At 33.1% G+C, this 14,032-nt stretch carries 8 protein-coding genes; 4 read left to right on the top strand and 4 right to left on the bottom strand.

Annotation, left to right across the window (positions count from 1 at the left end; translation table 11 throughout):
- Positions 1-74: 74 nt before the first annotated feature.
- Complete coding sequence (locus tag LPB87_RS07955; RefSeq protein ID WP_230605582.1) at positions 75-2,378, top strand: aminotransferase class III-fold pyridoxal phosphate-dependent enzyme; 2,304 nt, start codon at positions 75-77, stop codon at positions 2,376-2,378.
- Positions 2,379-2,943: 565 nt separating this feature from the next.
- Complete coding sequence (locus LPB87_RS07950) at positions 2,944-3,675, top strand: AAA family ATPase (protein ID WP_230605581.1); 732 nt, start codon at positions 2,944-2,946, stop codon at positions 3,673-3,675.
- Between the two features lie 45 nt (positions 3,676-3,720).
- On the opposite strand, the gene mfd is transcribed toward LPB87_RS07950, so the two are convergent.
- Together mfd and LPB87_RS07940 are read right to left on the bottom strand one after the other, a co-directional pair.
- On the bottom strand, positions 3,721-7,086 hold the full coding sequence (gene mfd, locus LPB87_RS07945) for a transcription-repair coupling factor (RefSeq protein ID WP_230605580.1): 3,366 nt from the start codon (positions 7,084-7,086) through the stop codon (positions 3,721-3,723).
- Entirely contained in the window at positions 7,079-7,684 is a 606-nt protein-coding gene (locus tag LPB87_RS07940; RefSeq protein ID WP_129540174.1) for a hypothetical protein, read from the bottom strand. The genes mfd and LPB87_RS07940 overlap by 8 nt, the downstream gene beginning before the upstream one ends.
- A 228-nt stretch (positions 7,685-7,912) precedes the next feature.
- On the opposite strand from LPB87_RS07940, the gene LPB87_RS07935 reads away from it, so the two are divergent.
- Both LPB87_RS07935 and LPB87_RS07930 read left to right on the top strand, forming a co-directional pair.
- A complete protein-coding gene (locus LPB87_RS07935) occupies positions 7,913-8,860 on the top strand; it encodes an L-threonine 3-dehydrogenase (protein WP_129540175.1) in 948 nt (315 codons plus the stop codon).
- Between the two features lie 210 nt (positions 8,861-9,070).
- Positions 9,071-10,279, top strand: coding sequence for a DUF418 domain-containing protein (locus LPB87_RS07930; protein ID WP_230605579.1), 1,209 nt, complete (start codon positions 9,071-9,073; stop codon positions 10,277-10,279).
- Between the two features lie 82 nt (positions 10,280-10,361).
- On the opposite strand, the gene LPB87_RS07925 is transcribed toward LPB87_RS07930, so the two are convergent.
- Positions 10,362-12,239 carry a M1 family metallopeptidase gene (locus tag LPB87_RS07925; protein ID WP_230605576.1) on the bottom strand — a complete coding sequence of 626 codons (1,878 nt, stop codon included), beginning with the start codon at positions 12,237-12,239 and terminating at the stop codon, positions 10,362-10,364.
- Positions 12,240-12,301: 62 nt separating this feature from the next.
- A complete protein-coding gene (locus LPB87_RS07920; RefSeq protein WP_230605574.1) occupies positions 12,302-13,936 on the bottom strand; it encodes a S8 family peptidase in 1,635 nt (544 codons plus the stop codon).
- Between the last annotated feature and the right edge of the window lie 96 nt (positions 13,937-14,032).

Genomic DNA, 14,032 nt, shown 5'->3' with positions numbered 1-14,032 from the left:
TATACTTTTAATTTATAGCTCCATTTAACACCAATGGCCTTAACAGATAAAAAACAACTTAATAAACAATACCAATGATTTTTTCAGAGACAGACATTCAGCAATTAGCGATAGAACATTATGGATTATCCGCTACCGTAAAAGCATTAGACGGTTATGATGAATTGAACTTTATCTTAACTGATGAAAAAAATCAGAAGTATATATTAAAGCTTTCTGATGAAAATCAGCCGTATCCTTTTTTGGAAGCACAAGTGAAAATTATTCAGCATTTAAGAAAGAGTCCTTTAGCCGATAGCTTTCAACAGTTTTCAATCAATAAAAATGGAGAAGCATTAACCCAAATTATCAAAGACAACAAAACGTATTACATACGAATTCTAAGTTTTCTAGAAGGTTCTTTTTGGTACGAACAGCCAAAAAAATCAGATACTGCCCTTTATAATTTAGGAGCATTTATGGGGAATATGGACAAAGCACTTCAGGATTTTTCGCATCCTGCAATGCATAGAAATTATACTTGGGATATTAGCAGAGCGAGTGATGCCAATGAAAAACTGAAATACATCACCAATCACGAGCGCAGACGAATTGCAGGTTATTTCCTTTTGCAGTTTGATACCGAAGTGCTTCCACAAATACAGCAGCTACGGCATGCATACATTCATAATGACGCCAATGATTGTAATGTAATGGCTCGAGAAGAACAAACAACGGGATTAATTGATTTTGGCGATATGGTTTATTCTGCTTTAATCAATAACCTCGCAATAACTTGTACCTATGCAATTCTGGAATATGATGATCCATTAACCGTTGCTTCATTTATTGTAAAAGGATATCACGAAGCATATCCGCTTAAAACAGAAGAACTCGATTTATTATATTACTTAATTGCAGGAAGACTTTGCATTAGCGTAACACAATCCGCATACAATACATCGTTAAACAGTGATAATATACACCATTTTATTACTGAAAAACCAGCTTGGGAATTACTACATAAACTCATCAAAATTAACCCTATAAAAGCTCAAGATACTTTTAGAAAAGTATGTGGATTTGATGGAGTAATAAACGATTCCGACTATTCAGATTTATTACAAGCGCGTCAAAAAAATGTAGGTCGAAATCTAAGTATAGGATATAATGACAAATTAAAAATTGTAAAAGGAGCGTTACAATATTTATACGATGACAAAGGAAGAACCTTTGTTGATTGTGTAAATAATCCTTCACATGTTGGACATTGCCACCCTGTCGTAGTAAAGAAAATGCAAAAACAAATTGCTACCCTAAATACCAATACAAGATACCTTAACGATACCATATTAGAATATGCCGAAAAACTTACAGCAACATTACCTCCTTCTTTAAGCGTTTGCTATTTTGTAAACTCAGGAAGTGAAGCTAATGATTTAGCCATTCGAATGAGCCGTCATTTCACCAAACAAAAAGACATCATCGTATTGGACCATGCTTATCACGGAACCTCAACTGTAGCAATGGAAATGAGTCCGTATAAATTTGATAGCAAAGGAGGTTTTGGCCAAATGCCTTGGATTCACAAGGCAATTAATCCCGATTTATACCGAGGTCCATATAAATATGGCGATACAAAGGCGGGCGAAAAATATGCTGCCGATGTACAACGAATTATCAAAGATTTAAAGAAAGAAGATAAATCTCCCGCAGTATTTATTTGTGAAACTCTATTGGGTGTTGGAGGTCAAATCCCACTACCAAAAAATTATTTAAAAACTGTATATGATTACGTAAGAGCTTCGGGAGGGGTTTGTATTGCTGATGAAGTTCAGGTAGGATTTGGAAGAGTTGGGGACAAATTCTGGGGATTCGAATTACAAGATGTCGTCCCTGATATTGTTGTACTAGGAAAACCTATTGGTAACGGACATCCGCTGGCAGCCGTGATTGTAACAAATGAAATAGCCGATGCTTTTAACAACGGAATGGAATACTTCAATACTTTTGGAGGTAATCCAGTATCAATGTCGGCTGGACTGGCTGTTCTAGAAGTAATTCAAGATGAGAAAATGCAACAACATGCTCTAGAAGTAGGTAATTACCTTATGGATTTACTCAAAGGATTAATGGCTAAATTCCCAATTATTAGTGATGTTCGCGGACATGGTTTATTCATTGGTGCCGAAATGGTAAAAGACAGAACCACCATGGAACCTGCAATTCCAGAAATTGATATTGTAGTAGAAAAAATGAAAGAAAAAGGATATCTATTAAGTACAGATGGCCCTTTGCATAATGTTTTAAAAATAAAACCACCAATACCATTCAACAAACAAAATGCAGATGAAATGGTTCAGTTTCTTGAAGAAAGTTTAAACGAGATTAGTCTTTAAAAAATAAATTAATTGTCAAATAGTTAATTACAATAATCGGGTATCATTTCTATCCCGACAAACTAAATAAGAGGATGTCCGAAAAGTAATTTTTCAGACATCCTCTTTGCTTATTTAAAACAATCTTATTCTAAGCTCAAATTTACTCAACGATAGTGCAGAAATTCTTTCTGTACCCTTAGTATTTCAATAATCAGGTTTATGATATCCTAAGTCACAGAGGGACAATACATTTATAGAAATTAACAAAGTCGTTTTACAAAACCCCATAGGGATGACATATATTCTAATCCGAAGATAAACCAAAATATCGCTACGCTGTAGCTTTAACCCAAACCCCTTTAAATTTACTATAAATATGATGCTCCGCTGGAGCAATTATCTATTACATTTTCTAAAACTTTCAAAAAAACTGCCCGAAAAATACTTTTCGAACAGTCACTTATATTGTTTCTAGAAAACATATCCGTTCAAATGTGCTAATCAATTTTACATTTTAAAAAACTGTTCCACTAAAATGTTTTACTTTTGAAAACTCTCTAATTAAATTAAAATCAACTCGTAAGTGATAGCAAACAAGCCTTATTTAAAAGAAATCTCACTCAAAAGAGAGTTGATTGAAAGTTATGAGAAATATCCTTTTACGATACCTTCTATAAAAGGATTGGATAAAATGGAGTTTCATCCTGATGTTACTTTTATTGTTGGAGAAAATGGTTCAGGAAAATCCACTTTAATAGAAGCAATTGCTTTATGCATGGGGCTAGGACAAGAAGGAGGAAGCAAACATGCTCGTTTTAGTACCCATCAAAATATCTCAGGGCTTTTTAATTATTTGAAGATTATCAAAAGTTATAGCCTTCCCAAAGATTATTACTTTCTTCGTGCCGAAAGTTTCTATAACCTTGCAACCTATATGGAGCAAACTGATAACCTTCAAGGAACGGGTCATTCCTTACATGAATGCTCTCATGGCGAATCTTTTATGAAAATTCTTACTGAAAGATTAGGTGATAATGGACTTTATGTTTTTGATGAGCCCGAAGCTGCTTTATCTCCCATGAGACAACTTACGCTATTTACTGCAATAGACGAACACGTAAAGAACAATTCGCAATTTATAATTGCTACCCACTCTCCAATCCTATTAGCATATCCAAAAGCAATCATATATCAATTGGATGAAAGAGGAATACACCAGATTGATTATGAAGAAACAGAACATTTTCTGGTCACCAAAGGTTTCCTTAACAATTATAAAAATATGATAGAGATTTTATTAGATCCTAAAAAATAAAATGCCCCAAATGTAGTTTCATTTAAGGCATTTTATTAATTGATTTTACTCCTCAAACAATTCCATCAACTCCAACGCCTTTTTAATCGATTTTACGTTGTCAAAAGTCAATAATAGACGTAAGCCGTTAACGGTTTGTTTTTCTTTCATTTTGCAAAGCGTACTGTGTTTTTGTACAAATTGCAAAACCTTTCTAAACTTTGAAGATTGATAATAATCCGATTGTTGATCAGACACGAAATATCCAATCATTTTACCTTGTTTCATTATCAGTCTTTCGATACCAACATTTGTAGCAATCCATTTTATTCGGATACTGTTAAGCAACGAAATAGCTTGTCTAGGTAATGGTCCAAAACGGTCAATTAGTTTTCTCTCAAATTCTTTCAATCCAGCTTCGTCTTTTACAGCACCAAGTTCATTATACAAAACCAATCGTTCTGAAACGTTGTTGATATATTCATCTGGGAATAACAGCTCAAAATCAGTATCGATTTGCAGGTCTTTAACGTATTCCTTAGTATCGATATTATTTTCTTCTGGATATAAATCCTTAAACTCATTTTCTTTTAATTCTTCGATGGCTTCATTCATGATTTTTTGGTAAGTGTCAAAACCAATTTCATTGATAAAACCACTTTGTTCACCTCCTAATAAATCTCCTGCTCCACGAATTTCAAGATCTTTCATCGCGATATTAAAACCACTTCCTAATTCGCTGAATTGTTCCAAAGCCTGAATTCGTTTACGGGCATCTTCAGTCATAGAAGAATATGGTGGACAGATAAAATAACAGAATGCTTTCTTGTTACTTCGTCCTACTCGACCACGCATTTGATGTAAATCCGACAATCCGAAATTATTAGCATTATTGATGAAGATAGTATTGGCATTAGGAACATCCAGACCGCTCTCGATAATCGTCGTAGCTACTAGAACATCAAAATCACCATTCATAAAGGCCAACATTAACTCTTCAAGTTTGGCACCTTCCATTTGTCCGTGTCCGATTCCTACTCTGGCATTTGGAACCAAACGCTGAATCATTCCGGCAACTTCTTTAATATTTTCGATTCGGTTATTGATAAAGAAAACCTGTCCGTTACGCTGAATTTCATATGAAATTGCATCACGAATCAATTCTTCATTAAAGCCAACCACATTAGTTTCTATAGGATAACGATTGGGTGGTGGCGTTGTAATTACAGATAAATCTCGTGCTGCCATTAAAGAGAATTGTAATGTTCTCGGAATTGGTGTTGCTGTTAATGTCAACGTATCAACATTGGCAGCGATGGTCTTCAATTTATCTTTTACGTTAACTCCAAACTTTTGTTCTTCGTCGACAATTAATAATCCTAAATCTTTAAAAACTACATTTTTATTTACCAATTGATGGGTTCCAATTACAATATCCAGCTTTCCTTCAGCTAGATCTTTTAAAGTTTGCGCTTTTTGTTTTGCTGTTCTAAATCGGTTTAAATACCCAACAGTAACTGGCATTTCTTTTAATCGTTCCGAAAAAGTACGATAATGTTGGTAGGCAAGAATTGTAGTTGGTACTAAAACTGCAACTTGCTTACTATTATCTACTGCTTTAAAAGCGGCACGAATTGCAACCTCTGTTTTTCCAAATCCAACATCACCACAAACCAAACGATCCATTGGTCGGTCGCTTTCCATATCGGCTTTTACTTCCTGTGTCGATTTAATTTGATCTGGAGTATCTTCATATATAAACGAACTTTCTAACTCGTTTTGCAAGTAACTATCCGGAGCAAACTGAAATCCTTTTTCTAATCTTCTTTTTGCATATAACTGAATCAGATTGAAAGCAATATGCTTGACACGCGCTTTTGTTTTTTGCTTTAAAATCTTCCAAGCGTTAGAGCCTAACTTATAAATTTTAGGAGGCGTTCCGTCTTTCCCGTTGTATTTTGAGATTTTATGAAGTGAGTGAATACTCACATACACTATATCATTATCGGCATAAACCAATTTGATGGCTTCTTGCGTTTTTCCTTCAACTTGAATTTTTTGCAAACCTCCAAATCGCCCGATTCCATGATCGATATGCGTAACATAATCCCCAACTGATAAAGTGGTAAGCTCCTTAAGTGTGATATTCTGTTTTTTAGAATATCCATTTTTAATATTAAATTTATGGTATCGCTCAAAAATCTGATGATCGGTATAACATGTAATCTGATTTTCGTCATCGATAAAACCTTGATATAATGGTAAGACTACAGTATGGTATTGCTTACGAATATTCTCAGAATTGGCTTCATCCAACGTTTCAAAAATATCATGAAATCGTTTTGCCTGAGCATCATTTGAGCAGAATAGATAATTCTTATATCCATTAAAATGATTATCACTTAAATTATTCAGCAATAAGTCAAATTGTTTATTGAATGATGGTTGTGGCTGAATATGAAAATCGTATTTCTTTATCGTTTTAAAAATTGGCTTACTAGCTAATTCTACAATCGAAAAATCCAATGCCTTTTTTATAAACGACTTCTGATTTAAGAATAACTGATCGGGAGTTGCTCTTTTAATTTCTTTCGATAATTTCTCGTAAGCTTCTTCGGCTCTTGCAAATTGCTTATCTAGCTGACTTAAAAAACCATCTGTGTTTTGAATAAAAAGTACCGTTTTTTCAGAAATATAATCCAAAAAGCTTTCTCTATTTTCCTGAAAAACTTTGTTCTCAACATTTGGGATTATCGTAATTTTTTTATGTGTTTCTATAGATAATTGTGTCCCAACATCAAAGCTTCGAATACTATCGACTTCATTTCCAAAAAACTCAATTCGATACGGATTATCATTCGAAAAAGAAAATACATCCACGATTCCTCCACGAACAGAGAACTCTCCTGGCTCAGTAATAAAATCAACTCTTTTGAATTCGTATTCGAATAACACTTCATTAATAAAATCAATTGAAATTTTATCTCCAACGGAAACTTTTAAAGTATTCTTATCCAACTCTTTTCGAGTCACTACTTTTTCAAATAATGCTTCGGGATAAGAAACAATTATTGCAGGTTTTTTACGCGAATTAATTCGATTTAGAACTTCTGCTCGAAGTAAAACATTGGCATTGTCTGTATCCTCAATCTGATACGGCCTGCGGTATGATCCTGGATAAAACAATACATCTTGCTCACCAATCATTTGTTCTAAATCATTCAGATAATAAGCAGCTTCTTCCTTATTATCCAAAATAATAAGAAAAGGTAATTCTGCTTTTTTAAACAAAGAACGAATTACGAATGAAACTGCAGATCCTAACAAACCGTTTAGATGCAGTTTTACTTCATTATTTTCTAATAATTGATTGGCAACTTGCTGTATTTTAGGCAAATTATCATACGTAGTATATAAAGCACTTTTACTCAACTCTTGGAATATTTGGATCTATAGGCGTACTGGGAATTGCTCTCGCAGTATCCTTTATCATTTTCATTAATTCTGATTCTCCTTCTTCTAATGGAATTTTATTCTTTTCGACTATTTTATCCATTTGTCTTTCTAGAGAAACCAACTCCTTATTAATATCTCCTATCAAGAAAACAACTTTTTCATCAGGAATTTTATCTAGATGAATATACAAATCCATCATTTTTATCTTAGTAATTAAGACAGAAATCCTACTTTTTATTTGTTGCTTATTAAATTGTTCTGGGATATTATTATTTAATGCGATTGCTTTTTGGGCAATAGCACTCGATTTTTTTTGAAAAGCACCAATTGTTTTTTTAGGTTTACCTTTTAATTCCTCAAGAAACTGGCGCCATTCGTTCCAGCTTTTTATACTTTCTTCTGAAACTGTATTGATTGGAGTATCATAAAAAACCCAGCCTTTATTGATATTATTAAAAATTAGTTCTTTCTTTTTAGCTTCTTTTTTATTTTCGGCAAGTCGCTTTTCATCCTGATTTTGACAAGAATTTAAAAGAAAAACTAAAAGAAGGAAAAGAGATATTCTATATTTCATTGGTTCAAACGTTAGGCTACAAAGTTACAAAGTAAATTTACAATTATGAATTCCCATTTAAGAAGAAGTTATGATTTTATTGTTCTGTTTTTAATCCATTTACTAAAACAGCCATTCGTGAACTATCGCGAGAAACAAACACTCTTTTTGAGAAGTCTTTAAATAATCGATAGTCAATTAAAATATAATTGCGAAATCGTTACCTTTGCTAGACTAAACAAACTTAACATGAATCCTAAAATATTAATCATTGGTGCATGCGGCCAAATTGGAACGGAGCTTACGCAAAAACTACGCAAGTTATACGGAACTGAAAATGTAATCGCTTCAGACATTCGTAAATTAAATACAGATGTTGTTAATTCTGGTCCTTTTGAAGTTGTGAATGCCTTAGATTTCAATCAAATCGAACACCTTGTAGAAGTTCATAAAATAACTGATATTTATTTAATGGCAGCTTTACTATCTGCTACAGCTGAAAAAAACCCTGCATTTGCCTGGGATCTGAACATGAACTCATTGTTTCACGTTTTGAACTTAGCGAAAGCAAAAAAAATAAAAAAGATTTTCTGGCCATCAAGTATTGCTGTTTTTGGACCAACTACTCCAAAAGAAAACACACCACAATATACTGTAATGGAACCTTCAACTGTTTATGGAATTAGTAAACAAGCTGGTGAAAGATGGTGCGAATACTACCATAATATTTATGGCGTAGATGTTCGAAGCATACGTTATCCAGGTCTAATTAGTTGGTCAACTCCTCCTGGTGGTGGAACAACTGATTATGCTGTTGATATTTTCTATAAGGCTATTGCTGATAAAAAATACGAATGCTTTTTATCATCTGAAACCAAAATGCCAATGATGTATATGGATGATGCAATCGATGCAACCATTAATATTATGAAAGCACCTGTTGAGCAAATAAAAATTCATTCTTCATACAATTTAGCAGCAATGAGTTTCACACCAACAGAAATTGCAAACGAAATTAAAAAACATATTCCTGAATTTGAGATTACTTACAATCCAGATTTCCGTCAGAAAATCGCTGATAGCTGGCCTGCAAGTATCGACGATAGTTCTGCGAGAGAAGATTGGGATTGGAAACATACTTTTGATCTTGAGACAATGACAAAAGATATGTTGGAACATTTGGGTGACAAAAAATAAGCAATCTGTTTACATTCTAAAAGTCCGTTTTTTTTAAAGCAATACCTTTAAAAAAAACGGACTTTTATCATTTACATAATAAACCTATTTATTCGCTTTTATTATTTGTATTTTAATAATTAATTACTACATAATTTTATTACTTTTAGTGCGTTTTTAACAAATACAAAAAACCAAAAAAACTAAAAACCAAAAAATTAAGTTAATTATATGACAAATCATCATCAACCAATCAATCAATCAAAAAGAACAGCAATAATTGATATACTAAGAGGCTGGGCCCTTTTTGGGGTAGCAGTAGGCAATTATTCAGGATTTCAACACATTGGAATACCTAACAAAACCAAGAATAGTATTTTATCTGAGGTACTACATAATTTTGATCAATTTTTTTTAGCTGGAAAATCATGGACTCTATTAACCATTTTATTTGGCTATGGTTTTGCGATTTTAATTAATAATGTTAAATCAAAAGGCAGAAACCCTGTTCTTTTTTTTAGTTGGCGAATGTTACTGCTTTTTGTCTTTGCCTTTATTAATTCCTTATTTTGGTTTGGTGACATCTTAAGAGACTATGCCTTTCTAGGACTGATATTGTTATTCTTTTCAAGAAGTTCTGCAAAAACATTAGGTTATATTTCTGCTATCCTTATTCTTGCTGTTCCCTTCATAATGGTTTATGTCAAAGGATTTAGTCCCGAAAAAATATCAGTTCTCACAAATCCAGAATATTTAAAATTATATCATTCTGGAAACTGGCTTGATTTTTTTAAATTTAATCTAACAGCTTCTTTTTATGAGCAAATTATTGTTCCTGGTTACGCCATTACCGCACATATTGTAATGCTGGCTTGCATGCTTTTCGGCGTTCTTCTTCAAAAAATAGATTTTTTCAATCGTTTAAACGAAATGAAAAAAATTTTAAAATATGTACTTATATTCAGCATTCCTTTTCTTGCCCTTCTAGGTCTCAGCTTTTACTTCGCTGTCAATAATAAAATCGGATTTATTAAATTCTTCCATCCCTATTTTTGGTTAATTATAAGTATAATGCTTCCTATTGCAAGTGGAATTTGCCTATTATATATTAACGGAAAACTAAAAACAATTTTTACCTATTTTAGTGCCTGTGGCAAAATGACATTAACTAATTATATCTTTCAGAATATATTAGGCGCCTTTATTTTCTCCGGGATTGGTTTAGGAATAGGAAACACAATGCCTTATTGGTTTTACTTTTCATTAGCTGTTTTTGTTTTTATTATTCAATTATTTATCAGCAAGTGGTGGCTTTCAAAATACAATTACGGTCCAATAGAATGGCTTTGGAGATCTGCTAGCTATAGAGAGTTGTTCCCTTTTAAAAAACCAACAGAAAATAATATTCCGATAGAAACCAATACACAAATAGCCAAGTAACAATTTATCATTAAAAATAATCATATAAAAAGCCCTTAAAAACAGTTGTCTTTAAGGGCTTTTTCATTATAAAAAAGGAAGTTTATTTTACTTCATATATATTATTTGTAGCTTTTACATCAGCCATTAATCCGCTTGGATCGATGGTGATTTTCTTGATAGCGCTTTTGCTTTTATCAATTGTAAAGTTATAAGTTGGCATTGCCCAAGCCCAATCATTTAAAACTGTTCTTTTTACCGAAGGATTAGGATTCTCTTTTATAAAGTTCATCATTCGCAACGGAATGTAAAAACTCTCTTTAGTTCCATCAGTATATTCTACAATTAAATCAATAGGCATTGGCATTCTTCCGATTCTTTCAAGAGTTACAACTGTTTTATTACCACTATCACTCACTTCTTTGATACCATAATCAATTATATTGGTAGTTTGCGTCCAATCTATTAAATACCAATCCAATTCAGCTCCAGAAACGCGTTCAGCAGTTCTTTTGATATCATTTGGTGATGGGTGTTTAAATTTAAAATCATTATAATATCTCTTTAATGTAGCATCAAGATTATCCTGACCAATTACATAAGCTAACTGCGAAAGAAAGATACTTCCTTTTACATAAGATGAAATACTATAAGGTCTGTTCTCATCATAACGATCACCATGCGTAGATTGTGGTTGCTCTTTACCAGAAGCAACTAAATTATAATAAGCTGTATAATTCCCTTTAAATGGGTTTGCTTCCTTTTTATCCCCAGCTAATTCATTCAAAGCCATATCTTCAACGTAAGTAGTAAAACCTTCATCCATCCATGGGTGCTTAGACTCATTTGATGCTAAAACATGCTGAAACCAAGCATGTCCTAACTCATGTGTTGCTGTACCTAACATTCCTTGTAAAGTTCCATTACCCAACATCAAAGTACACATTGCGTACTCCATTCCACCATCTCCACCTTGAATAAATGAATATTGTTTGTACGGGTATGGACCTATTTTATTATTATAAAAATCCATTACCTTAACCATTAATGGCTGTAGATTTTTCCAGTTCTCAATGATTTTCGGATTGTTTTTGTAAAAGAAATGCAAATCAACATCATTTGGCCCTTTTACCACATCATGAATATATTCATTATCTGCAGCCCAAGTAAAATCATGTACCATAGGCGCTACAAAATGCCATGTAAGTGTTTTTGTTTTTTTAGGATAAACAACAGTAACACCTGCATCTTGGTATCCGTGACCTATTTCATTTTTGTTCTGTAAATAACCAGAACCTCCTATTGTATAATCCTTATCAATTGTAATCTTCACATCAAAATTACCCCAAACACCATGAAATTCTCTTGCGATGTATGGATCTGCATGCCAACCTTCGAAATCAAATTCGGCCAATTTAGGATACCATTGAGACATTGACAAAGCAACACCCTCTGTACTATTTCTTCCTGCACGACGAATTTGTACCGGAACCTGTCCGTCAAACTCTAGTGTAAAAGTAGTTTTTGAATTTGGTAAAATTGGTTTAGCTAAAGTAACTTCCATAACAGTTCCTGAAGTTCTAGTTACCGCTGCTACACCATCTTGCTTAAAATTGGTGATATTAAGAAAACCTATTTCATTAGGCTTTAAAGTTTTCATACGGCTTTCCTTAACATCTTTACCATCAACTTTAATCTTGTTTATCATTCTTCCATCAGGGTCTTTAATAGTTTGGACTCTAGCATCCATCTCACTTCCTGGTTGAAACGCATTAAAAAACAAATGATAAAATACTTTTCGTAAAGTATCTGGTGAATTATTGGTGTAAACCAATTCTTGCTTCCCTTTGTACAAATAGTTTTTCACATCCATGGATACATCCATTTTATAATCAACATGTTGTTGCCAATAGGGAGCATTTTGAGCAACCAGAGAACCAAAACTAAGGCTCAAAAAAGAAAGTAATATAATTTTTCGCATGGGCTATATAATAAAAAATGGAAGGGTTGCCACCCTTCCATCGGATTAATATTCTTTACAATTTATTTTTTTGACATTTTTTCTGCCATCAATAACGCATTATAAGCATTCACCATTCTACCCGTTTTTGATGATTCAGTCGATGAAACAGCTACTGGTTTTTCCTCTGGATTCGGATTCTCACCCAAAATCACCATTGCCGGAAGTAAAACACCAGAATTCATTAAAATATGTTTTACCTGTGGAGCAGTTAACTTAGGATAATACGAACGAATTAGTGCTGCAACTCCAGCTGCATTTGGCGCAGCCATTGAAGTTCCTTGCAAGTATTTGTATTTATTATTTGGAACTGTTGCATATATCTCTTCTCCTGGAGCAAAAACATCAACATTTATTTTTCCAAAATTAGAAAAACCAGCTATAACCTTTTCTCCATATACTTTATTGATTGCACCAATTGTAATTAAGTTATCTGCAAATTCTTTGATGTTATCTTCTGAGTCATTTGGATAATTAATGTTTTTCTCAATATCAATATTGTATCCATCATTTCCAGCTGCATGTACAATTAAAACATCTTTTTTAGCAGCATATTTTATAGCATCATAAACCCATTGTTTATGAGGAGAAAAACTTTTTCCAAAACTTCCATTGATTACTTTTGCTCCATTATCTACTGCATAACGTATCGCCAATGCAATATCTTTATCGTACTCATCTCCATCAGGAACAGCTCTCACTGCCATAATTTCAACATTGTTAGCGACACCATCTCCACCTAAATTATTATGACGCAACTGCGCAACAATACCTGCTACGTGAGTTCCGTGTAATGCTTTTTCTTTAACTGGTCCAATAACATTATTATTACCGTAACGAGTATCTTTAATATCTTCTGGATTATCACCTACAATTTTTCGACCATCAAATTCTTTGTTCAAATTAAAATTCAACTGATCATAAACTTGTTCTCTATACTCTTCAAAATCTACTTCAGGATTAAAAGTAGCTCCTGCATTAGTAAAAATCTGAGTCATAATCATTTTACTTCTAGTTACTTTTGGGTCTGTAGAAGTAATGGCGCTTAAATCTTCAAGTTTATAGTTATCCTTATTTAATGCTTTTTTTACAGTAGAATGAACTTCAAGTAAAAAATCTACCTGTTGTTTATCTTCTAATGCCTTTTCGTATTTTTCATTATACATCGCTAAGGCATTTTTATACTGAGCAGATCCATCGTCGCCTTTCTTTACAATACGAGTCAGCTCTAAGTTCTCGTTTACTGCATCTCCAAGAAAGTTCCAACCATGAACATCATCTATAAAACCATTATTATCATCATCAATTCCGTTACCTGGAATCTCTTTTGTATTGGTCCAAATTTTTCCTTGTAAATCCTCGTGTTCGATATCAACACCAGAATCAACAATTCCCACAATAACCTTTACCCCATTTTTATTCTTCAGTAATTCGGCATATGCTTTGTCAACACTCATACCAGGAATAGTATCTTTTACTAAATCCAGATGGCTCCATCTCTTTAAATCATTTTCGCTAACGGGAGCATTTTTTTTAATAATTGCAGGAGCAATTTCAACAACTGGAGGAGTTGTAATTGATGCTTGTTTTGTAGCACCACAACCTGCTAAAACCATTAGCGCAAAAGCAGACATGTAAATAGGCTTGATACTATTCATTTATAATAAATTTAATAAAAGTTAAAATACGGGTCTAATTTATGGTTTTTTGTTACAAAAAAAAGACAGATTAACACACTGTTAGGAATCTTACTC

The organism is Flavobacterium sp. EDS, assembly GCF_020991525.1.
GTDB lineage: Bacteria > Bacteroidota > Bacteroidia > Flavobacteriales > Flavobacteriaceae > Flavobacterium.
Note: the sequence above shows the minus strand (reverse complement) of the source record. Positions and strands in the feature narration are given on the sequence as shown.

Bases quoted from the DNA above. Each gene is read 5' to 3' on its own strand.
- LPB87_RS07955 (WP_230605582.1), top strand. From the start codon at position 75: ATGATTTTTTCAGAGACAGACATTCAGCAATTAGCGATAGAACATTAT.
- LPB87_RS07940 (WP_129540174.1), bottom strand. From the start codon at position 7,684: ATGAAATATAGAATATCTCTTTTCCTTCTTTTAGTTTTTCTTTTAAAT.
- LPB87_RS07930 (WP_230605579.1), top strand. From the start codon at position 9,071: ATGACAAATCATCATCAACCAATCAATCAATCAAAAAGAACAGCAATA.
- LPB87_RS07920 (WP_230605574.1), bottom strand. From the start codon at position 13,936: ATGAATAGTATCAAGCCTATTTACATGTCTGCTTTTGCGCTAATGGTT.
- LPB87_RS07935 (WP_129540175.1), top strand. From the start codon at position 7,913: ATGAATCCTAAAATATTAATCATTGGTGCATGCGGCCAAATTGGAACG.
- LPB87_RS07925 (WP_230605576.1), bottom strand. From the start codon at position 12,239: ATGCGAAAAATTATATTACTTTCTTTTTTGAGCCTTAGTTTTGGTTCT.